The organism is Helicobacter sp. NHP19-003 (assembly GCF_019703305.1).
Taxonomy (GTDB): domain Bacteria; phylum Campylobacterota; class Campylobacteria; order Campylobacterales; family Helicobacteraceae; genus Helicobacter; species Helicobacter gastrocanis.
The window spans coordinates 1-23,274 of the sequence record NZ_AP024815.1 but is presented as its reverse complement, the minus strand read 5'-3'; the positions used below and the strand labels follow the sequence as shown (position 1 = coordinate 23,274).

Sequence of the window (23,274 nt, the reverse complement as noted above, 5' to 3'; positions counted from 1 at the left end):
TTCTTTTTTCAAGGAGAGCCAATGGAAGGGTTGTTAAAAAAAGCAGGTCAAGTGGTGCTGTCAGTTTTGTTGTGCCTGAGCTGGATTCATGCAAATGAAAAAGCAGATCGGTATCTTAAGACTGGTTTAGAAGCGCGCAAGAACAATAACCACTTGAAGGCTCTGCAAAACTTTCAAGAAGCAGCAAAGTTGGGGGATGCGAGGGGTTATTACAACTTAGCGATGATGTATAAAAATGGAGTCTATGGCACTGGGTTTGGACAGGACAAAAAGATGGCACGGTATTTTTTTCAAAAAGCTTGTGATTTGAATCGCCAATTTGGTTGTCAAGATGTTGAAGGCACAGAACCCTATCAGGATCAGAGTATCGGAAGTGTCGAGTCCAATCAGTATATACCTTGAGTGCTTTTAATTTGGACGGCATGAAAAACCAAAAATAATCTCCTGCAAGAGCAACCCGGGAGAGGGGTGCCGGTGTGCTCTTGGGGGTTTTTGCCCAGCCTGCGGGTCCTAGATGGGATTAGGTGTTTGTGTGTTTGGTTGCCCCTCGCACCCTAAAACCCCTAGCTTTAGCTGAGTGGATTCATCAAGGGATAAGCCCTTGAGGCTTTAGACATCAACCTTGGCCCAAGAAACACAAGACTCGTAGCGAATGCTTCTGTTTGAAGCCGCAATTTCTGGCTCAAGTTAAATCCCCTAACTTTGATTATGGGGAGTGTGTCAACACGATTCAAGCCTAAAATCGATTCCCATCTCTTTTTGCCACTTCTGTATCCATTCAGCTCGGGTGATGTGGATTTTAGTGGCACTTTGTAGCGAGCTTTTGCGGCAAGTTAACAAATCAGATTTGCCTAATGGTCTGGTTTAACGCAAGGATTGCGCAACTTCTTTCCAGTTGCAAGGGAACAAAATGTATCTAAATGAAACTTTTTTGTTATTTAATCAACAAAAACAGACTAAATTAAGCATTTTTTAAAGTTTTTTTGGTTCTCTATTGGCCAGGGGAGTGGGTGAACTAGTAGATAGGAGTAGGTCAACGAGAGTAGATTAAAGGAAGCAAGATGAAAAACATAGTCGGAATTATGCTCAAGGCGGTGGCGGTGGGCGCATGTTTCTTGGTGGGCGCGTCCGCTGGTGAGGGTGCAGGTCAATACTACATCTCAGTAGCCCAAAAGGCCTTCGAAAACAAAGACTATGTCAAAACTTTAAGATACCTTGAAGAAGCAGCCAGCATGGGAAGTGCTGAGGCCTATAACAATCTAGGAATCTTGTATGAGGATGGGCGCGGTGTTCCGCACGATCTCAAAAAAGCCTTGCATTACTACAAAAAAGCAGCCAGTGTAGGGGGGATAGATCAAGACAAAATAATGGCAATGCAGTATTTTGGAGGGGCCTGTGAAATGGGAGATGAAGATGCTTGCGAGCTTTTTCTCTTGGTTTGTGAAGCCAATAAAAAAGAGTGCACAAGCAACCATAAACCGTTTTCTGGATCTTCAAAACACCTTTTTCCAAGACAAGTGGTCGAGTTGGTTGACCTGATAAGAGATGGTTTGTGAAGAATTGTCAAGGCGTTGGCAAGGGGGGCATTCGCTTCGCTGTTTTAGTGCTTCCAAACGCCGAAGTTGGTTGGTCCTTGCATCATTGCAAGGCTATGGGGCTGACAATGGCCATCTCTTGTTGTCTTAAAGCTCTTGTTATGCAAAAGCTTCGGGATAAATCTCTGCCCGTTGCAAAACACAGTGCCCTTTTCGCAGGGTTAAGGGTTATATCAACCTTTGTTGACCACGACTAAAATTTGCGCTCTTGGGGTTTAGTTTATAATTATTTGAAAAGATAGACAATATTTAAAATTGTATTTAATACAATAATTAATATTTAAAATTGTATTAAACATAATGTAAAATAATGCTAAATATGCTTGTCCCAGCTCCCCATTTGCTCTTGGACTACTTTTATTTGCGTGAAAGTTTTTTAGGCAATCCTCTTTTAGGCCAGCAACCCCTAGACTCCATTTGCGCTTTTGTTTCTAGCTCACTGGATAAAGCACTTCTAAAGAATCAAGTTAGGGGATTTAACTTGAGCCGGAAATTGCGGCTTCAAACAGAAGCATTCGCTAAGAGTCTTGTGTTTCTTGGGCCAAGGTTGATGTCTAAAGCCTCAAGGGCTTATCCCTTGATAATCCACTCAGCTAAAGCTAGGGGTTTTAGGGCGCGAGTGGTAAAATACAACATCAAAGATGTTGTGTGAGAGTGCAATGTTCGTACTCATAGCGATCACATCACAGGAGAAAAATTGCGCTCCGTCCCCCATAGCCCTGTGATCCCATCCTGCATAGCGGGCACATCCCCAGCAAATTGGGCAAAGGCATTGTATTTTGAGCAAAGTTTCCTTAATCCGGTCAGGATAATGCTTCAAAGGCTGATGGGCAGAGACCACATCGTTGTGAGCAGAAATAAGGGCGTAGTTAAGTTTGTCGTTGTCTCCAATCCCAGTCCTGATACGATCTGGTGAAGATGAACATTTCAAAGATTTGGAGGACAAATCCAAGAAAATATTGACTTTCGAGTGTTTACTTTTAGTTTATTATGCAGGATTGTGTAGTATTATCCAAGACAGACCTTCATTATTTACTTGTTTATTCGGTGGCTCAAAGGGAAATGGAGTGGATAGGATTTTGCTTTTCTTCTGTAAAAACACCAACCTTTACGATGCCAATGCCTTCACTTTGCACGCTAGAGTGGGGGGGTAAGTTTCATGATTTCTCTTGGTATTTGCTGGGTAAACTCACCTTTTCTCCGAGAGCCAATGCCCAAAGTTTGGGACTCACTTGTGAATACAACTTAGGCAAGCACATCCACCTAATGCTACGCTTCAATGGCTATGAAGTGAGGATGCATCGAGGCTATAAAGTGGATTACTTTGGTGCGCCTAACCCTAAATTTGCCCCCACCACGCAAGATCGTAGCTATGTGATGACTTCGATCAGTTATGATTTTGGAGATTTAAGACTCTCCGGCAGAAATCCCACTCGTCTTTAGCGGGTGGGATGAATGCCCCCTACCCTTGATTTTCTATGTATCTTTTGATGGTTTCTGGGTTAGCTTCTCCTATGGAACAGGCAAAAAATCCATCTGTCCAAAATTTTTGTTCTTTCCAAAAATGCTTGCGTAAGAACGGGATAAATCTTGGTTCTCTCCAAACTCTATAAGTAGTCATCTGCTTGATCCGCAAGATAATGGAACTGATAGACACCCTAGGGATATATTGAATCATCAGGTGTAGATGATCTTTATCTGTCTCCATTGCTATGATGATAAAATCTGAACTTTCCTCTATCTCTTCAAGCACAGACTTTATAAAAATAGCCACATCTCCTACGAGCAACTTTTTTCTGTATTTACACACTAAAATCAAATGGGCTTTTAGATTATGTTTGCTCCTGTTTGTGGACAAATAGCCTTTGAGTTTGTAATGGTTTTCTTTCATAGCTCTACCTCAAAAATATTTTATAAAATTATGTTATAATGATGTAAAGTTAAGGCGTAAGAAATTGCTTAAAGCAATAAAGTTTAGAATTTATCCCACCATAGAGCAAAAAACCTTGATACACAAGCACTTTGGCTGTGCTAGGGTGGTCTATAACTACTTTTTAGCATACCGCCAAAAGCAATACGCACAAGGCATTAGAGAAAATTACTTTAGCATGCAAAAGGCGCTCACTACTCTCAAAAAACAAGAGGCTTACGCTTACCTAAGTGAATGCAACTCTCAAAGCTTGCAAATGGCACTAAGACAGCTGACAACAGCCTTTGATAGGTTTTTCTCTAAGCTGGCAGATTATCCTAGATTCAAATCTAAAAAGCATGCGAAGCAGTCTTTCTGTGTCCCGCAACACTTAGAGATGGATTTAGGCAACAACCAAGTCAAGCTACCCAAATTCAAAGAAGCTATTAAAGCCAAGTTTCATAGGCATTTGCCTACAAACTCTATCGTCAAACAGGGGTTTATCTCTTGCGTAGCAGATAAATACTATCTCTCTATAAGCTATGAGGATAATGAGCCTGAACCTAAACCCACAACTATCAAAAAAGCTGTGGGTTTAGATATGGGTTTAGAGTCTTTAGTGATAGCCAGTAGTGGCGTGCTCTATCCCTATAAAAAGTTTTTCCAGAATCTACAAACCAAACTCACTAAAGCGCAAAGGAGATTGTCTAAGAAACTAAAAGGTTCTAGTAATAGAAAAAAACAAGCCAAGAAAGTGGCACAAATCCACGCTTCTATCAGGAATAGCAGAGAGGACTACCTACATAAAATCAGTAATGAGATAACCAATCAATACGATTTGATAGCAGTAGAAACCTTGAAAGTTAGGAATTTGGTCAAAAACCACAAACTAGCTAAGAGCATTGCCAATGCCAGCTGGTCTAGGCTCATTAGTCTATTAGAATATAAGGCTGGTTGGAAGGGTAAAACCCTTATCAAAATTGACCAATACTTCCCTAGCTCTCAAATCTGCTCGACCTGTGGGAGCAACACAGGTAAAAAGCCACTGCCTATTAGAAATTTTATCTGCCCTTGTTGTCAAACATACCACCACAGAGACCTAAACGCTAGCATCAATATCAGAAACTATGCTTTGGGAATGCTAGATGAGCGACACGCTATCAAGGTAGATAAAACTAGGGTAGGGATTACCCGAAGTTACGCTTGTGGAGATTCCGCTAACGGGGCTGTAACCAAGTATGGCTACATACTGGATACTGCTAGTTATGGATCGTTGAAGCAAGAAGCCCACCCGTCTTTAGCGGGTGGGTGATTCACTCCCTACAGCAAGGAGTTTTTATGTCATTTCCGTTTTTTAAAAGCAAAAAAGAGGACAGTGTTCTTAATCAAGATGAGTTCATCACAAGACTTGAAAAGCGCAATCGCGAACTAGAAGCCATTTACACAGCCATTGATCGTTCTATGGTGATCATCGAGCTCGACACAGAAGGTAAAGTTTTAAACGCCAATGAAAACTTTTTAAAGGTGATGGGTTACAGCTTAGAAGAAATCAAGGGCAAACACCATTCTATGTTTTGCGATCCCGAGTTTGTCAAAAGCCCTCAATACACCGAGTTTTGGCAACATTTAAAATCGGGGCAATTCACACAAGGGACTTTTAAGCGCATCACAAAAGCGACCAAGGCGGTGTATTTGGAGGCAAGTTATAACCCCGTTTTTGACAACGAAGGCAAGATTTATAAATTCATTAAATTTGCGCTAGATGTTACAGACAAAGAAGAAAAAATTTTCATGACTTTGAATTTAATTAAAGACAACCAACGCTTAACCAGCGAGGGGAACACCATGATTGAAAAAACCACAAACAATATCCAAAGCGTGGTCAGCAACATGAAAAACAATGTGATGCTAGTGGACAACTTGAGCGCACAATCCGATTCGATCAGCTCCATCACCCAGACCATTAGAGACATCGCCGATCAAATCAACTTATTAGCCTTAAATGCCGCCATTGAAGCCGCCAGAGCGGGCGAGCACGGACGGGGCTTTGCTGTGGTGGCAGATGAAGTGAGAAAACTCGCCGAACGCACGGGCAAGTCCGTTACAGAGATTGCAGCCATCATCGGCTCCATCAGAGAAATCACCGCCCAAGTCGTTACAAACATCAGTATGGGTGCAGAAGAATCGGAGAAAACCCTAGATCTCTCTTACCAAACAAAAGAGCTTGTCGAGGAGATCAAAACTGCGAGCGATAGAGTGGCTCAGGGCATCGGGGTGGTTTGATGCATTTGATAGAGGCTAAAAAATTTTGTTAAAAAGATTGCACTTTGATGGTATTGACATTAAAATAGCGTTGTTTAAACGATGTCGCTATTTGCGGTGGTTTTGGTTCTAATACCGGTTTTTAGTAGATTGCTAGACACATAGCATATGATTGTGAGTTTGTAATGCCTATTGCAGCGGACAACCCATATTTTTGGTTTTTGCTAGAGATCAGAGCTTGCTATTGCCAGCAAGTTGCCCTGTCCTAGTGCAGGAACATCAATCAATGAATGTGTTTTTAATTTTGTCTTTGATGGCTCTTAGCATGCCATCGTTCATTTGGGCAGCTTTAGTTCATCTGTATTTTGTGTCCAAGACCCTCATGGCAATCTAAGCTAGAGTTTTTAAGATGATTGTACACAAGTGAAGGCTGGCAAGACATGTCTAGATGGAAAACTTCCAGATGGCCATGAGGGAGTAGCTATGTCTCATCATCATAGAAAGCATCACCACACTAGCATGGCTAGCAAATAGCCAGACGAAACTATCGAGCAGAGTGGGTGCTCAAAACTTTGGACCTAACGCACACTCACGCAGTCTTATAGTCATCGGTTTTTCGAGCAATCTGCTCTACAAGCTGTTTGGAAGTGCGCATGATCGCTTGCATGTCATGCGCGTTTTTCAAGGTGTCGCTCGCACAACCCTGCACGGAGATCACCTTGTTGATGATGGCTTGGGTATCCTGTCCCAAGCGCATAAAGATAAGATTGATTCCCTTAATACGCTCAATGAGTTGCTCGAGGTATTCGATAGCACGGATCGAACCCTCCTGCACTTTAATGCTCAACACATTCGATTCCTCAATGCGTGTGGTTTGCTCGTGCATTTTCTCTCCCACCGCGCTTACATTTTGCACGATAGAAGAGATCGTGCCATTGACTTCTGTTAGGGCTTGTTGGGTGCGTGTGGCTAAGTTGCTCACTTCATTGGCCACGACCGCAAAACCCCTGCCGCGCTCGCCTGCACGCGCAGCTTCAATCGCCGCATTGAGCGCGAGTAAATTGGTTTGTTTGGCGATGTCGTTGATGGTTTCTAAAATGCTCTGTGCGGCATTGGCGCTTTGGGTGAGCGTGCCTATTTGGCCAATCAACTCTCTTTCATTAGCGACATTGTCAATGATGGCTTGGTGTAAGATATTCACATTTTTCTTGCGCTCTTCTAATAGGGACAAGGCTTGAACCAACTCAGAGACCATGCTCTCTACGCTTGAAGTTACCTCTGCTAAATTATGTGAGAGATTGACCCCCTCGTCTTTAATTTGGGTGATGGTTTGGGTGGTCTGTTGTACCATGTTTGTGGTGTGATCCATCGCACTTTCTAATTGCAAGGCAGAGGTTTGACTCTGTTTGGAGCAGTCCTTGATCTCATTGTTGAACGCACAAACATGCTCTAAAAAGGTGTTGATGCAATTTGCACTCAAACTGATCTCATCTTGGGCGCGTCCACAGACATAAATGCGCGCAGTTAAATCTTTTTTACTTGTGGAAAAATTTTGCACCACCTCCACAAGCGCACCTAAACGCCGCATGATCCACACATGGTTGAGCACAAAGGTGATGGCGATGATGCCTAAAGTGCTTAAAAACCCAGTCCACAACAAGGTACGGAAATTGGTGTCGGCTAAATAATAGGCGTGTTGTTCCGCTCTCTCCATGGTCTTGTAAATGGCGTTGACATGGCTTGTAGCCACAAATACTAAGCGACTCACTGGATCAAAATAGGCATAACTCACATAACCCTCCAGTGGATTCCTAGAATCCAAATTTTTAGGGTGGCAACGATAAATCCCCCCTTTGGGGTTGTCTAGGGCGCGCTGGATGTATTCTTTAAAGTAGTGATTCCCGCATTCATCTCGTGTGCCCAACACATTTTTACCCACTAAATCTGGATGGAGGCTATCGGTGAATAAAACACCCTCTTTTGTGAGCGCGAGCACATAAGCACGCCCCTTAGATTGGTTGATCTTTGAGAAATACTGCGCGGTCATTTGCAACGCTAAGTTTCTAGGGTGTTGTGTGAAATACTCATTGATCCCCCAAACGATCAAAAAAATATCGTGTTGGATCACATTTTCGCGCTTGGTGAGGGCATTGGTGTCAAAGGCTTCAATGGTTTGTTTAAAGCTCTGTTTCTCCATGTAGTGGCTCAAAAAGGTGAGCGTGAGGCTCAATGCGCACAAAGAACCCCAAATCATCAAAGTGATTTTCCAACGCAAATTCAACGCCATCATCCTTCCTCTATCATCAATATTATCAGGTAACTATTATTACTGATTGTATAAAAATATTATTTATAATAGACTAATAATAGACCAATGAGAGTGGTTGTGTGGTTTTTGTAGCCAACTTGATAAATCGTAAAACTTTCGCTACATGGACTATTTGGTGGTTTTACTCTCATTTATAGTGTGTTGCAGCGTTTCTTAAAACAAAAGAATCGCTTGTGGTGCTCTGCTTTTGTTTTGTATTTCGCAACAATTCAACACATTTAAAATTATATTAATACATGTAAATAATATTTAAAATAGCTTTAAATACATTAATTATTATTAATAATAGCCTTGTATGCTACTTGCACATGTCCGTTGCTTTTAAAACTCTTGTCCCAATATTTGAGCCGACACGCTATGGAGTAGATGGGCACTATCCCAGACTTTTAGAATATTTGCCATCATCCGTGTCGTCTTTGTATGGTTCTGTAACCTGTTTTGGGTTTAAGTGGTCTTTGTATTTATTTTTTGTATGTGCAACTTGTTCTTGTACGGCATCAAGCATTGCCCTGTTTCGTTGTTTTGAAGTTCTCGGTTCTCTTGAATTAAAGCGGTGTTGGCTCGCTTTAGGTCGGTCTTTTCTTGCTCAAGGGGATTCAATTCTACTTGGATATGCTCGGCACTTGTTTTTAAATTTTCAAGTCGTTCTCCAGTTGTATTTGTTGGAGTGCCGATGTTGTTATTCTTTTGGTACTACCACCCGTGCCTTAAACCCCCTAACTTTAATTATAGGGAGTGTGTCAATAGATGAGATGTTGGACATGGCACACTAGGGTACTCTTTTTGGAGGCGTGAGTGGTGCTGTATTGCTGTGGTTTCTGCTCAAAGATTTTTTGTTAAACCCTCATAGTAGTAGGATTGTGCGATGCCCTTAAAAATGACTTCTCTATCATGGACATTATCTGTTAAATGCGCCTTGAGCAATGTTTTGAGTTCTAAATCGTTAATAGGACTTCTTTCCATTGCAGATAAATAGTCGTTCTTATCCACAAACTGCCAATCCACAACAAGCCCTAATTCTTTCTTAAGAATGCAATCCAGCCAAATGCGTGTCGCACGCCCATTGCCTTCCATAAAAGGGTGTGCCACATTCATTTCTACATATTTTTCTATGATTTCCTCAAAGTTTGTTTGTGGCATTGTTTCAATTTTCTTCAGGGCTTCTGGCAGATACAAAGCGGAGCAAAATTTGAAGTAGCCCTTAGAGATATTCTTATCCCTAATCTGTCCTGCAAAGTCATACAACCCCTGAAAAAGTGCTCTGTGGATTTCTTGTAACCCCTTGGATGTGCCGACCTCAATCTTATGGATGTCTCCGCTTTCAAAGAGCTGGCGTGCGTTCTCTAAACTTTGCTCATCTAGGTTCATTTGTCTGTTTATCTGCCTTGTTGTTGTGTTTGGGCATTTTGATCACTTGTGTGTTGCTTCGTTTCTTGTGGCTTAGGTGTTTGTGTGTTGCCTGTAGTGTTTTCTTTGGTACTTTGTTTAGGTTGATCAACTTTTACCCGTTCATCCACAACAAACTCTGCATAACCCTTTTGATTCATAACTTCCATAACCTTTTTGTGTTCTTCTATTTTTTCATTGCCCTGTTTAGTGATGGCTTCTAGTTCTTTGTGCTGTTTAGCTTGCAAAGTCCTTAATCTATCCTCCTGAGCTTTGATCTCTTTGTCCCATCTACTTCTAGTTTCTTGGAGTTTTTCTCTAAGTTTAGTGATCCGATCGTTGCATTGGTCGTAGAGGTTTTGTAGCTGTCGGCTAGATATTTCATTATAATCTTTGTGCATGTATATTCCTTTGTTAAGTAATCCCCTATTTCATCATATAAAGCCTTATAGAACAAATTTTCCAAGTGAACTTGCGAGTGTCCCTTTCAATAGTGGAAAAATTTTCCACTTCTGCTAGCAAGTACACAGCGTAAGCTTGTTTTAGCAAGCCAATCTCGCGCTTGGCATACATCTTACGCTTGGAGGCAAGCCCCAGACCCCAAAGAAGGGGATTAAAAATGAGAATTAGATTTGTGGTATTAAAGGATTTATGGTTGTGGGGTGATCATGCTCTTATGGAGAGTGAAGAAACTAATCAATCTGGACAACATATCTTTGGCAAACAAGATGAAAAGAAGCGATGAACCAAACATAGCCTTAAAGGGCTTTCAAGGCTCATGAAGCGCAAGTTTAGGGTTTGGAGTCCACAAAAACGGTTTTTAGGGTGAATGGGGTTGTGAGAGGGCTTGTGAGAGCATAGAGGTTACCCAGCCTCACTATAACTGCTATGATCACCAAGACAGCGGTGGTTAGCCCTTTGTGAAAGGACTAATAGACATTGCCCACTACGGGACACATACATCTAACCTATTGTGTGAGAGGGCATCAAGCCGGAGGCGCACTTGATACTGATTTAAGAATCTGCATTAAAATTTCTTCTTGTTCGCGTCTTCTAAAATATCCTTGGAAATGCGATCGATGTTGTTGCCCACCTCTAGAGAAGTGCTGGCGGCACTGAGATTGTTTTGTGTGTCCTCTTTAAAAACTTGCAAAGAGGCGTTGATCCCCTCCACGCTTTGACTCTGTGCCTTAATGGACTCGGCAGTGTCAACAATGCTTTGGACTAAAACATTGATATTTGCCTCAATCTCACCCAAAGATTTTTGGGTGCGTTCAGCCAACTTGCGCACTTCATCGGCGACCACAGCAAAGCCCCGCCCGTGTTGGCCCGCTCTAGCGGCCTCAATGGCGGCATTGAGCGCAAGTAAATTGGTTTGGTCGGCGATGTCCTTGATGATCTCTACAATGTTTCTAATGTCCTGCCCTTGGGCGATCATCTCTTCGCTTTTTTGGCTAATGCTGGCGATGCTCTCTGTGATAGATTCGATCGATTTAGAAGTTTGGAGCAAGCTTTTATTTTGCTGGTTTGCGCTGTTTGTGAGCTGATCGACACAAGCTTTTAAACCTTGCGATTCTTTTGTGAGTGCGCTGGCAAAATCGAGCGAAGTGCGCAGCATTTTAGTGATCTCAGCCCCCAAAGCATCGATGGACTTTTCGACATCTCCAGAAGGGTTTGGGATGCCCTTTGTGAAATCTAAGGCGCGGTAGCGTTGAAAGGCCTCGTTGATGGTTTGCATGTAAGAACCTATATGTTCTTGCAAATACGCCACGACATCGTTAAAGAGTTCTCTGAGTTGCAAGAGATCGGGATTATTGGGCGTAGCGGTGATCCTTTGCGTGAAGTCGCCCTCCTTAATGTGGCGCACCACGCCCAGCATGTTTTCAATGGTGGCGCTGTCCGTCTTGGTGTTTTCGTGTATTTTTAAAATGTTCTCGTTGATGGAGAGCTGCATATGCCCGATCTCATCGAGCATTTTAGGCTCGACAATGTGCACATCTTGGTTGTTTTTAGGATCGTTGAGCAATCTAAAGAAACTGCGCAGGGTGTTGGAAACCACTTCAATGCGGTTACCCACCAAAGAGCGCACAAGGATGTAGACGGTGGCCACCAACACCACCACCACCACCAACCCCATGATGAAAATCAATTTTTGCAAGTAACGGGCTGCTGCAAAGACTTCGCTTTTGCTTATAAACCGCGCAATCGCCCAATTAAACTTAAAATCCTCAGGACCGATTTTACTAAAAATATCGAAAGACCTAACGACTAGAAAGCTGTCCTTATTGGTACTAACGGCGTGATAGTCCATAGCCCCAGAACTATTGTCATGCACCATCTTTGCTAGGCGTGCTGCTGTAACATCAGGATTTATTTCGCTTAAGAGTTTACCTTGCATATTTTTATAGCCTACGAGCAATACATATCCATTCCGTTGCATCACAAAGGTGTCGTTTTTACTGCGCATAATGACATCAGCAAAACTATCGATGTCGATAAAAGCGATCATCACCCCCACTATTTTAGTTTTACCACTCTCATTTTTGTTGAGGGGCACCGCTAATTCAAAACCAAAAACTTTTTGTCCACCGATGTCTTTAAAATAGGGTTTTGTTTTGAGAATCTTGCCATCTTGCAACACTTGGTGGGTGATCTGGGGGTCGTAAAAATCTTTTTTAACGAGAGTTTCTAGGGTATCTCCCACTTTGCTCGTAATATAGGAACCGTTAGGATCGCCCACAGCGGATACGCTGATCAGCCGAACATTTGGACTACCATTTAAAAATTTTCGGATCAACTGTTGTCTTTTGTTCTCGTTATGGGCCAGATCAATGGCAACGAGATCCTCTCCTAGAGTACTCATCCGCGCAAACATGCGATTCATCACCCTTTGTAAGCGGGCGGCATTTTGATCGATATTCCTTTGCATGTTCTTGATGGTGGTGTTGCGCATAACGCTTCTCACCTGTTTACTAATCACTACCCCTAGAACCGTGATGCCAAGCACCACAACTATACACACACCGACAACAATCTTGGTGCCAATCCCAAACTTAGAAAACATGCGAACTCCTTAGCGTTTCTCTCTAGTGAATCTAGAAATCTTTTTTCAAAATCAATTCTATTTTGAGAATTGAAACCAAGCTATCCTCCCCTTTGCCGATGCCATAAATTAGCTGGTTATTTTCCAAAAGGGCTTCAGACACGAGATCAACATCGACCCTTCACCCATGAAAGTTTGCTTAAACATTTGGAGTTCTTGAGGATCTAGATGTGCCAAGAGCTCGTCTTTAGTTTTTCTAAATTCCAAAGACCAATTAAAAACTGCAACGAATATGCGACAAGTTTTTCAAAAAGAAAATGATACAAGCAATGGTCTTGTGGCATGGACAAGTCAAGTAAAAGCAAATTGAAGAAAGCCGATTTAACCATTTTGGCTAGGTGCACCTCATACTCAGTTGAAACAAGGCTTGCCAAGTGTAGCTAAAATGCGATGATTTTGCAAGATGGTGTAGGGGGCTTTTTGGATTCAAAGGAGTGATGCCCTTGGGCTTTAGACATCAACCTTGGCTAGAGAAACACAAGACTCTTGGCGGATGCCTCTATTTGAAGCCACAATTCCCGGCTAAAGTTTAATTACTGATGAGCGTGTGCCTTTGAGTTCTGGTAAAGTCCCCTTTGTTACCCATGCCGCTCCTGAAGCTTTACTTGGAGGATTGTTAAAATCAGAGATGATGGCATGTTGTTTTCTCGATGCCAAAAAGAGAAGCCAAAAAGAGAATCCCGCAAGCTTTGGTGGATGAGAAAGAGTGGGCGGTGTACACGCCTTCCGAACCTTTAATGCGGAAGGTGTTTGGGAGTGGGCGCAAGCTTTTCTGTGGTTTTAGGCTCTTGGCAAGCTGTACAGAAACCAGGGGCGAGCAACTTTGGGTTGTAAAGACTAGGATTTATTTAACCAAGAATGTGTGTGCTGCGCGCAACACTCTGGTTAAAAACATACAAAAAACTACAAGATGGCCGGAACCCCGGCATAGCCGGGAGATGGAAGCTAGGCTTGGTGTTGCTCGTGCCCATGGTGATGGTGGTGTTCAGCCCCATGGTGGTGGTGGTGATGACCTCCGTAGTAATGGTGGTGGTGATGGTGGTGCCCTTCGTGTTCTGCGTGCCCTTCGTGTTCATGGCAACATTCATCGGTATGGTGTGACATTATGCATCCTTTGTAATTTAAAATATCCCTAGGCTACAACTAGGTAGGCGCAGTTTATCTAAAAAATCCCATTATTTGATGAATCAATACAATTTTGCTTGGGTTAACACGCAAAATATTCTTATTTGGAAGAGGTGCTTACAAGGAAAGCTCCTCCACACTAAAAAGTGCGGTGGAGTGATTTTGCCTACAAGAGAATGCAAAATGGCTCCAATCGCCCTACCAAAAGTGGCTCATCAAAATTTGGGTGTAAAAGTGGATTTTGTCTATTTATTAAAAACTACAAATATTTTCAATGATTTAGCGTAAATCAGTTGTTTGGTCTCATCATTTTGTTTAGGAAGCTCTGTGCGGAAGGTGGCAGAGGGTTTTTATAGGTAAAAACCACTCCGCAAGATGTAGCGTAAGATGGTCCACATGGGCACATCTAGCTAAAAAATGCATGTCAATTCTTACTGCTGTGGTGTCGGATCAATAAGCACTCAAGAGGAGTTAAAATTGACACTAAAATTGCTAGAAAACACCATTACCCTTAAATTTTCTAGCAAAAAAAGAAGAGGCGATACAATGAACTTTAAAAGCTAAAGGCTGAGGAATCTAGAACACCTTAAAGCCACTCGATAGCTCTAAAATCAAAAGCATAGCGAGGAACGACTAGCTCATGAATTAAAAGCTACACTTGGCAGTTTAAGTTAAGTTAAAATTGCTTAAAAATACTTAAAAAGTATTAAATTCCACTGCTAATGTAGGCAATATTACGATGAATGCATTGAAAAAACATAAATTTTTAGATAAAATATCCCTGCCTAGTTAGAGTCTAGGTGATATTTTAATTGCAAAGGATGCAAAATGCCACACGCTGATAAATGTTGCCACAATCACGAAGAACATGCAAAACACGAGGAAAGCCGCCATCACCATTGTTGTGGAGACCATCACCACCATCATGAGGCTGGACACAACCATCACCATGGGCATGAGGGACACCAAGGTTAATTTCTATCTCCCGGCTGTGCCGGGGTATTTTAATCGTTCATAGTTTTTTGTATTGTTAGGTTGGGTGGTGTGTGCGGTGCGCACATGGATTTTTAAGTTAAAATCTTGGCAATACTCCACGAGCCACCCGCTCTAGTTTCCGTGTTGCTTGTTAAAAGTCCAGACCCACAGAAAAACCCACATCCACTTTCAGCATGCCACGCACTAGTTAGAAAAATCACTCCACACACGCCCTAATCGTTCTCTAAAAATCAAAGTTTTATATATAAATTTCAAAGGAATCGCCATCCGCACCCCAAAGCCCCTAGCCTTAGCTAAACGGATGGTTGGCTAGCATTAGCAATCTTGTACAAATGTCTACTCTGTGATTAAGGGGTGATGTCTTTGGAGCTTTGGGCATCTATCTTGGCAATGAGAAACAAAAGACTCATAGCGGAGTGCTTCTGTTTGAAACCGCGATCTGTGCTAAAGTTAGAATCCCCTAACTTTAGTTATGGGATAGTGTGTCAATCTCAGCAAGGGCAAATTATCCACAACAAGCTTGCACCGTGTCTCCTTTAGAGGGCTAGATAATTTATTAACCGACCCCTAAAAGGGTGGCGTTCGCAAGCTCGCTTCGGTAAGTTTGCCACTTAAGTACTGTGGGGTTTTAGATTCTATGCACATTGATTGAAAAGTGTATTTTTTATATGGAGTGAATTTGCTTTAGTTTTGTGGAGAAACTTTAAATTTATTTAACTTCAAAATGCTCTACAATCGCTTTGGATGTGCAAATGCATAGATTTTGATTTGCTTGGCCGTTGTAGACGATTTTAGAAGGGGATTTTTTGGCTACTTTTTTCTATCCATTCATGCAACTCTTGCATATTCTCAAACACATACACAAAACAATCTGGGGCATCGCAATTTGGTACAGATTTTTTGAAGTAGTCTATGTAGATTTTTTCTTGGTAAAGTTTAGCGTTTTCTAAATCTTTTGGACTAGGCTCAATGAGTTTAAACAATGCACCCACTCTTTTAGTGTTAGGGCTTTTGATGTAAGTGATCAATTCTGCGCTGTTAAAGGTGTGGGTTGTGCCTTTCTTGCCGTTAGGTGTGATTGCGCCTATGGTGTGTGGCGGTTTAGCGTTTTTGGCAAAATCATTATAAAAATCCTGTAGGTTTGAAAACACATGGGTAAAACACTCTTGCCCATCTTTTTTAAAACGCTCTATGTGCTTTTTATGTTCTTCTGCGGTGTAAAAATCTTTATCTGTGCCATTGATGATCTCAAAGAGTGCAATCACTTCCGCGTCTATATCTGACAAAATTGTGTCCACTAACTTCACTTGTTTAAAGCTGTGTTGTGGAGCATTGTTCTCAAAAAATGGAGCGAGCATCCCGTGGGTACTTTGGATTTGGGCTTTTTGTGTGGCACTGATGATGGGGGAGGTTTGAGGTTGTGGCTGGGTTGTTTTGGTGGTAAAGCGTCCTTGCGTTTTCTCAATCAAAGCGAGCAAGTCTTGCATGTGAGCAAAGGCTAGAGTGAAGTAGTCGTGACCGCAAACTTGGCAGTATTTGGTGTAGTCTTGATAAAGTTGCATCACTTCTAGTTGTCCATCAATGAAGGGTGGGGCTCTAAATTGCACAATAAGGGCTTTACTGTCTTGAGTAGGGATGATCTGCTCTATGATGGCAAGGGGGATGCTAAAGGGATTGCCCTCTTTATCTTTTAGCACTATGTCTACACATTTGTGTAGACAGCTATTAAGGATTTTAATGTCTTTTTTACTGAAGTGTTTGAGTCTAGGGGCTTTGGCTTTTTCTTGGGCTTTCTCTAGTTCTTGCATAGCTGGGTTTATGGTAACTTCAAAGGTATAACCCAACACTCTTGCACCCCGCTCTTTGGCTTTGTTTTTAATGACTTTAATGGATTTGTAGGGGGGCTCGTAGGGACTTGTGGGGAGTTTTTGGGTGAGTTGTTTGAGCGTGGGGTTTAATACTTGTCTATCAATATCACCCATCCTCAAAGATTTGGGGATGCCCATAAAATCTCGAAAACCTTGTAAATTACTTTTATAAATATTGACTTCAAAAACCCCTCTCGTGTCCGTGGCATGTTTAAAACGCTCCAAAAGTCTAAATAAATTCTTAGCATACTTACCACTGATGTCTAGGAATGTTTGCAGTTGCATTGTGGTGAAGTTTGCTTCTAAGTCGTTTAGCAAGTAGGTAAAGTAGGGGTTATTGACTTGTATATCCAAGTACTCAATGTTTTTCTTTTCATCGTATCCAATGGCAAAACGCCTAAAGAATAAAATTTTATTCTGTTCGGATTTACCATCTGCAAATTTGATGATTAAGTCAAAATTTGCCCCGGCAATATTATGAAAAAGTCCAACAACTATTTTTCGCAGGCTTGCGTTATCCATGTGTGGATTGCCTGCTAGAGCCTTTAACTCTTGGGGGGTAAAGCGGATCACGGTGTCATTTTTATCTTTTAGGCGGTTGAATAGGCTGAAGAATAAGTTATTCTCTAGCTCGCCTAACATGCCTAGATTGACTTTGTAAATATTGTTGTGCATCACAACTTGCTTAGGATTAGTTGCTCTTGTATTTTTGGCCAAAACGGGGGTGTATTCTATAGCCTCCCCTGTTAGATTTTCTGTTTTGTTGTGTATTTTTAGGGTTTCAGCCATTAAGCTTAATTGTGGCTCTTGCTGTGGGGTTTCTTTAACCACTTTTTGGGGAAAGTGCGCTAATAGTGAGGTTTGTGGGGCGTTTTTGGGGTTATCCACTTCAGTTGAAGCAATTTGGGCAACTTCTGCAGGCTGTGCGGGAGTTGTTTGTGTGCTTGAGGAGTTATGGAACGATGTATCCACTTTTTTTACACACTCCATCAATGTGTTTACGGCAGTGTATATATGCTCAATGCAGTCTTTAATACCGTCATCGCAACTTTTATGGATGTCGGGGCGTGTGTTTGTGGTTTTGAGCCTTTCCATGCCCTCCATGATGCCAATGAAGTGTTTTATATTTTTAATTGCTTCTTTAGAAGTGTCTAGCTCCCCTATATCGCCCTGATCCCATTCATCCTCGTGTCCTAGAATAAAGCTTGCAATCTTTTTTAGTTTCTCTGTCTTTTGAGTTAGGATAAATTCATACAGTTCGGTGCTTTTGTCTGTTTCATGTTCTAGCACTGTAAGTGCATCAATGTCGTATTTTAGGTTTCTTACATGCCCATATAGGGGATTTTTCTTATCCATTTTAACAATTTTTTCTTCTAAGGTTTTGTGCCAAATTCCAAAGGATTTTAACGTGTTTTTTGAAAAATAACGATTAATCCCGAATTTATATCCTAAGAACCTACCATTTCCCCGAATTTATATCCAAAACCCCCCGAATTTATATCCAAAACCCCCCGAATTTATATCCAAAACCCCCCTCGCTATACATTATATGTTTTAAAAAGGGTTTAAAAAACTACTTTTTTAAAAACCGCGTGCAGGTGCGCTTGCCCGTGTTACATATTTTTTTTTGTGAAAAAAATTTTTTAAGACTCTCCGGCAGAAATCCCACTCGTCTTTAGCGGGTGGGATTTCTGCCAAGAAGGCTTAAAACGAGAATGCGCGTTTAAAGGCTCATAGGACGCTTTCTTGGGTTAAAGGGTGTTTGGATATAAGTTAAGGTGAAGTGTTGATTGTAGGGGCTATATGGCCTAAAGAAAAGGTTATAAAGAGAAGGGGATTTGTTGACTACTCACCATAGCTAAAGCTATAGCTTACAGCGTGGTTGATAAGGTCGTGAGTTTAGGGCATTTATCCATGGGTGTAGCAAATGCAAGAGAGAGACTAACGAGTAGATACAGTCCAAGAACGCTCTAGGATTGCCTACAATCGATTTTGTGAGTTGGGTAATGGTTTGATACTCTTTTTGTCAAAGTCGCGCTGTATGACAAGTTTATGGCTCAAGAAACGCTATGTATTCTCTTGGTCGATTGGTTTATCGTTTGGGCTCTTGCTATTTTTCGTTGTTTTTAGCTTGTTAGAAGGTTTTAGAGCTTCATCTTGGAGTGGGGTAATGTTTGGTCCATCAAAGGGTAATTACTTTCTAGAACGGCCTACGGGGCGTTTGGGTGCGTTGCTGGGTTTTGCCCTTGGTGCTAGCCAACATCAACATAGTTTTAAATGCATAAAGGTAGTAAGATAATTAATTAGTTACTTTCAATAATTAATTCACGCCTTTACGCCCAAAAAACCCACAATCCCAACAAAAAAATCCTCCACTCTACCTGGCAAACAATACAACAAAAGTAAATACTTTTTTGTAGCCTATTGGTTATTTTTAAGAGCGAGAACTTTCTCGTAAATCTCCTCGCATTTCCCATCTATCTCTCCCTACCACACCTATTTTGTGAATCCATAAAAAGCCCGTTTTGTTGCATACTTGGTAACTTTGTCAAGACACACACACACACATATATACGCATAAGATTTCTCTTTGGCTAATTATTTCGTGCTAGAATTTCGCACTTGTAGCCATAATTGTCGGAAACACAGGGTTTAGATAGAGCTAAAAAGCGTAAACACTACTTAGAGGATGTGTCATGGGTTTTTTTAATGCCAAAATTGGGACAAAACTTGTTGCCCCTACCATCGCTGTTCTCCTTTTTATCTTTACCATTCTTTCTTTAGTGATCACCCACAAGTCTTCTAAAACTTTGCAAGCAGAGGCCTATAAAACTCTCTATAATGTCGCCAAAAGATATACCAACCGCATCTTTCCTGCTTTCGGTCAAAGTTTTACCCTTCTAGAAACACTTAGAGAAACGATTCAAGCCTCCATTGCCGATCATTCTTTACACGAAGATGAATTGAAAAAATTTGTCCGCATCACCTTTGATGAGGCTAATTGGTCGAACTATTGTTTCCTCTACCTCCCGCGTGCGGTCTTTAAAGGCGCGCACACTAAAATTAATCCAATACCACAAGGTATGGAACATTCTCTCCCTGAGGGTTTTTATCTTGCTCTTGAAGACACCGATATATCCCATGCAGGAGGGATTATTTCTCTTTCTACCCAGCAAAGTGCTGATATTTTTAACAGCTCCAATATAAAGGAAGTGTTGCAGAGAAATAAAGACACAGTGAGTGAACCCATACACATCCATATTGCAGGCAAGGACATCACCACTGTCATCGCCACTATTCTCATTAGAGATGGACAAAAACAGCCTATAGGGTTCATCAGTGTTGCCATCGATCTTGCCAAAATGCACCAAGCAATCATGGATAAAACTAGCCCAGTGTATCGGGGGGATATTGCCGCAGTGCTCTCATCTACAGGTAAAGTTGTTGTTTTTCCAGACACTAAAATGATCGGAAAACCTCTGATTGAAGTCAATCCAGGTCCCTTGACAGAGGCTATTTTAAAAGCCGTAAAAGAGCGTAAAGAAGGGGTATTTCCTTATGTGAACATTAGACACCAAGAATCCTTTATTGGGTTGGTGAATTTTAAAGTGTGGCGCAGTGTCGATCAATTTTGGTCTGTCTTTATTGTCGTCTCTAAAGATATTGTTTTTAAACACAGAAACGAGCTTGCAAGACTCGTCATGATGACCGCATTTTTTTCTCTTATCATTGCGGGGGTGTGCGTGGCGTTGCTGGCTAACAAAGTCATCTCTGCACGCCTCTCTATCGTTTTAGAGGGGCTAGTTTCTTTCTTTAAGTTTTTAAACCACGAGAAAATTTCCCTCAAACCCCTGAAAGTGCAAAGCAATGACGAGTTAGGGCAAATGGCAAGTGTCATCAACGCCAATATCCAAAAGATTCAACAATCTTTAGAACAAGATGAACAGGCGGTGTCCCAGTCCGTTAACACGGCTAAGATCATTGAATCGGGCGATTTGAGTGCACGCATCACGCAAATCCCTGCTAACCCTCAGCTTAAAGAGCTTAAAAATGTGCTCAACACCATGCTAGACACCCTAGAGCGCAAAGTGGGGGGCAATATGAACACCATCAACGCCGTTTTTGAAGCCTACAAAAAATTTGACTTCACAGCCAAAATCCCAGAGGCTAAGGGCGCTGTGGAAATCACGACGAATATGCTAGGCCAAGACATCCGCGAGATGCTGAGTGCCTCTTTTGCTTTTGCTAAAGAATTATCCTCCCAAAGTGCCGTCTTAAGAGAATCCATGCAAGCTCTCTCGCAAAGCAGTGTAGAGCAATCCAACTCCCTAGAGGGAACAGCCAAACAAATTGCCCAAATCACTGCTTTTATGAAAAACACCAGCACCCAAACCACAGAGATCACCAAGCAGGCCCAAGAGATCAAAAACATCATTGGCATCATCAAAGACATCGCTAACCAAACCAATCTTTTGGCTTTAAATGCCGCCATTGAAGCCGCCAGAGCGGGCGAGCACGGACGGGGCTTTGCTGTGGTGGCCGATGAAGTGCGCAAATTAGCCGAGAGGACGGGAAAATCTTTAGGTGAGATCGAAGCCAATGCCAATTCGTTGATCCAAAGCATCGATGAGATTGTGGCTAATGTCCAAGAACAGACTAGTGGGATTGAGGCGGTCAATAAGACGGTCGAACAACTAGAAGTCGTGGTGCAAAAAAACGCTAAGATTGCCCAAGACACCGATCAGATCACCCAAAAAGTCAATGACATCGCTAAGGAAATTTTTGATGATGTCAACAAGAAGAAGTTTTAGGGCAACTGCCTACCCTTGGGCAATGTTCATTGTAACTCGTTGTGTAGTGCAGGTTAAGTTTGTAAAGCTCTAAAAATACGAATTTTTCAACAAGATAGAAAGATTTTTTATTGACATAAAAATCTCATTAATTTTTTTTGTAAGAAAATTGCTAAGATATTTAACCTTGGGACAAGGAGCTTACGCATGCAAGAAGATCCAAAATCCTACTTTGAGATGGCCCAAATGGCATGTAAAAACAAAAACTACACAAGGGGCGTGAAGTTTTATCTTAAAGCTGCAAAGGTTGGGGATGCTAGGGGATGCTATCAATTAGCAGCCTTGTATGTGCGTGGCAGGGGAGTGAAGCAAAATATTGCAAGAGGTCTTGGGTATCTACAAAAAGCCATAAGGCGTGGAGAAATTAGGGCTCACCATGCAATGGGGCTGATTTATCAATACGGGTATGGCATACCGCAAAACATAGCCAAAGCTAAAGAGCATTTTCTAAAGGGGATGAAGCTAGGGGGCCCCTTTGCACAAATTGCTTTAGACAAAATAGCTCACAAAAAGTAAGAACAATGGTGCAATTCTTGGAGGTTTAAACTCAAAAGAGACCATTGCTTCCATTTATCCAGATTACGCGTAAAACTCCGCCCTTCAGAACGGAGATGTAGGCGCAAGCTAAGAAAAGAAAGGCTATCCTTGCGACAAGTAAGCGAGATTAGTGAAAACCTTGAGTGGTGAGGGTTGGGTACGCTCATTCTAGCCACTAAGATTAAGCACGATGATGGGTTGGCAACTAGTCTCCACCCATCAGTGGGTCTGTAAGTCTTTTGGGTTAGGAACTAGCCTTGCGGACTATAAACAGCAAACAGCAAACAACAAAGCCTTTCGAGCTCACAGAAACGCTAGTTTCTGTTAGTTAGGAAGCTCCTCCCTTTAGGGAGGGGCAGTTCACAAGCTCCAAACAAGCCAAACAGACCCCTAACCAAGCTTCACGCCCACAAAGTGTCGCAATAAAAGCATTCAAAATGTTTAAGGGACATTTTAAAAAGCGTTGCATAACAATCCGCTCTACCTACCCCCTCACCAAATTCTTCAACACATAGCGTTTGACAAAGAAACTCACACTATCAGCTTCTTTGTCGGCTAGAGCTTTGAGGGTGTTGTATTCCTCTTGGGACAAGTAAAAGGTAACGATGTGGTTTTGTTTTAAATGTGGGGGTAAAGGTTTTCTGCCTGGTTTGGCTTTGTCTTTAGCACTGAAAGTGTTTGCTTGTGGGTTGTTGGTGTTTTTTAAAGCATCTTGGATAGATTTTGGGGTGTTTTTGTTTTCACTCATTGGCTCACTCCTTGTGTTAAAGTGTCTAAAAGGCGTTGGTATTCTGTAATAAAGGTTTTGTAGTGGATTTTAGAGAGTGGGGTTTGCATAGACAACTCTTTAAAGCTTAGTCCCTTGCGCATGGAGTTTTCTAAAATCTTAGAGTGCTTGAAAAAGAAAAAGTTTAAATCTGTGAAGTTGGATTGCAAGGTAGAACTTGCCTGTTCTCGCTCTTCTAGGCTTTGGTAATCGGTGATTAAGACCATTAAAGGCACTTTTAAAGCTTGCATTTCTTGGATGGTTTCAATGGTCTTTAATAGAGAGTTATAAAGGGGTGTGCAGGGAATGATGATGGCTCGACTTGCTTTGGCAATCTCTAAAACTCCACTTTGGATAAAGCCCCCAAAGTCATAGATGCAATGATCGATTAAAGGCGGGTGGGTGCTGATTTTGGCTTTATCAGGGTAAATGCTTTCAATGATGGATGAGTCGTTGCTTTGCAAGAACAAATCTAAATCTTTAGCAATGGAGAAGCTAAAGGCGGTCTTGCCCACCCCGCCTTTTTTGTTGATGGTGGAGAAAATCAT

At 41.8% G+C, this 23,274-nt stretch carries 17 protein-coding genes and 1 pseudogene; 10 read left to right on the top strand and 8 right to left on the bottom strand.

The genetic code is table 11. The annotated features are described in order from the left end of the window. The first annotated feature begins 21 nt into the window (after positions 1-21). From K6J72_RS07975 to K6J72_RS07965, 3 genes are all read left to right on the top strand, one after another. Complete coding sequence (locus K6J72_RS07975) at positions 22-402, top strand: SEL1-like repeat protein (RefSeq protein ID WP_221281261.1); 381 nt, start codon at positions 22-24, stop codon at positions 400-402. 659 nt (positions 403-1,061) lie between these two features. Further along, on the top strand, positions 1,062-1,556 hold the full coding sequence (locus K6J72_RS07970) for a tetratricopeptide repeat protein (protein WP_260320718.1): 495 nt from the start codon (positions 1,062-1,064) through the stop codon (positions 1,554-1,556). A gap of 1,158 nt (positions 1,557-2,714) precedes the next feature. Then, a complete protein-coding gene (locus K6J72_RS07965; RefSeq protein ID WP_260320717.1) occupies positions 2,715-3,038 on the top strand; it encodes an outer membrane family protein in 324 nt (107 codons plus the stop codon). A gap of 19 nt (positions 3,039-3,057) precedes the next feature. On the opposite strand, the gene tnpA is transcribed toward K6J72_RS07965, so the two are convergent. Next, positions 3,058-3,486 carry an IS200/IS605 family transposase gene (gene tnpA / locus K6J72_RS07960; protein ID WP_034376438.1) on the bottom strand — a complete coding sequence of 143 codons (429 nt, stop codon included), beginning with the start codon at positions 3,484-3,486 and terminating at the stop codon, positions 3,058-3,060. 64 nt (positions 3,487-3,550) lie between these two features. Here tnpA and K6J72_RS07955 point away from each other — a divergent pair, with 64 nt between their 5' ends. The 3 genes and pseudogenes from K6J72_RS07955 (at position 3,551) to K6J72_RS08665 (ending at position 5,787) form a co-directional block, all read left to right on the top strand. After that, complete coding sequence (locus tag K6J72_RS07955) at positions 3,551-4,816, top strand: RNA-guided endonuclease InsQ/TnpB family protein (RefSeq protein WP_221279308.1); 1,266 nt, start codon at positions 3,551-3,553, stop codon at positions 4,814-4,816. A gap of 26 nt (positions 4,817-4,842) precedes the next feature. Then, positions 4,843-5,274: pseudogene (locus K6J72_RS08670) on the top strand (PAS domain-containing protein); the annotation flags it as partial. A 120-nt stretch (positions 5,275-5,394) separates the two neighbouring features. Then, a complete protein-coding gene (locus K6J72_RS08665) occupies positions 5,395-5,787 on the top strand; it encodes a methyl-accepting chemotaxis protein (RefSeq protein ID WP_430886754.1) in 393 nt (130 codons plus the stop codon). A 568-nt stretch (positions 5,788-6,355) separates the two neighbouring features. Here the strand turns inward: K6J72_RS08665 and K6J72_RS07945 are convergent. From K6J72_RS07945 to K6J72_RS08590, 4 genes are all read right to left on the bottom strand, one after another. Next, entirely contained in the window at positions 6,356-8,053 is a 1,698-nt protein-coding gene (locus K6J72_RS07945) for a methyl-accepting chemotaxis protein (protein ID WP_221281257.1), read from the bottom strand. An 864-nt stretch (positions 8,054-8,917) separates the two neighbouring features. Then, a complete protein-coding gene (fic, locus tag K6J72_RS07940) occupies positions 8,918-9,463 on the bottom strand; it encodes a protein adenylyltransferase Fic (protein WP_221281287.1) in 546 nt (181 codons plus the stop codon). Between the two features lie 8 nt (positions 9,464-9,471). Next, positions 9,472-9,882, bottom strand: a complete 411-nt coding sequence (locus K6J72_RS07935; protein ID WP_221281285.1) for a hypothetical protein — start codon at positions 9,880-9,882, stop codon at positions 9,472-9,474. 626 nt (positions 9,883-10,508) lie between these two features. Then, on the bottom strand, positions 10,509-12,545 hold the full coding sequence (locus tag K6J72_RS08590) for a methyl-accepting chemotaxis protein (protein ID WP_221281283.1): 2,037 nt from the start codon (positions 12,543-12,545) through the stop codon (positions 10,509-10,511). 996 nt (positions 12,546-13,541) lie between these two features. Here K6J72_RS08590 and K6J72_RS07925 point away from each other — a divergent pair. Both K6J72_RS07925 and K6J72_RS07920 read left to right on the top strand, forming a co-directional pair. Beyond that, positions 13,542-13,685 (top strand): hypothetical protein, encoded by a 144-nt coding sequence (locus tag K6J72_RS07925; RefSeq protein ID WP_221281281.1) that lies wholly within the window; start codon positions 13,542-13,544, stop codon positions 13,683-13,685. Between the two features lie 892 nt (positions 13,686-14,577). Further along, complete coding sequence (locus tag K6J72_RS07920; protein WP_221281279.1) at positions 14,578-14,727, top strand: hypothetical protein; 150 nt, start codon at positions 14,578-14,580, stop codon at positions 14,725-14,727. A 769-nt stretch (positions 14,728-15,496) separates the two neighbouring features. Here the strand turns inward: K6J72_RS07920 and K6J72_RS07915 are convergent. Continuing rightward, positions 15,497-17,929, bottom strand: a complete 2,433-nt coding sequence (locus tag K6J72_RS07915; RefSeq protein ID WP_221281277.1) for a replication initiation protein — start codon at positions 17,927-17,929, stop codon at positions 15,497-15,499. A 1,340-nt stretch (positions 17,930-19,269) separates the two neighbouring features. Between K6J72_RS07915 and K6J72_RS08585 the strand changes: the two genes are divergently transcribed. Beyond that, on the top strand, positions 19,270-21,384 hold the full coding sequence (locus K6J72_RS08585) for a methyl-accepting chemotaxis protein (protein WP_221281275.1): 2,115 nt from the start codon (positions 19,270-19,272) through the stop codon (positions 21,382-21,384). Between the two features lie 258 nt (positions 21,385-21,642). Then, positions 21,643-21,939, top strand: a complete 297-nt coding sequence (locus K6J72_RS07905; protein ID WP_221281274.1) for a tetratricopeptide repeat protein — start codon at positions 21,643-21,645, stop codon at positions 21,937-21,939. A 505-nt stretch (positions 21,940-22,444) separates the two neighbouring features. Here K6J72_RS07905 and K6J72_RS07900 read toward each other — a convergent pair. Continuing rightward, positions 22,445-22,708, bottom strand: a complete 264-nt coding sequence (locus K6J72_RS07900; RefSeq protein ID WP_221281271.1) for a ribbon-helix-helix domain-containing protein — start codon at positions 22,706-22,708, stop codon at positions 22,445-22,447. Further along, on the bottom strand, positions 22,705-23,274 hold the full coding sequence (locus K6J72_RS07895; RefSeq protein ID WP_221281269.1) for a P-loop NTPase family protein: 570 nt from the start codon (positions 23,272-23,274) through the stop codon (positions 22,705-22,707). The genes K6J72_RS07900 and K6J72_RS07895 overlap by 4 nt, the downstream gene beginning before the upstream one ends.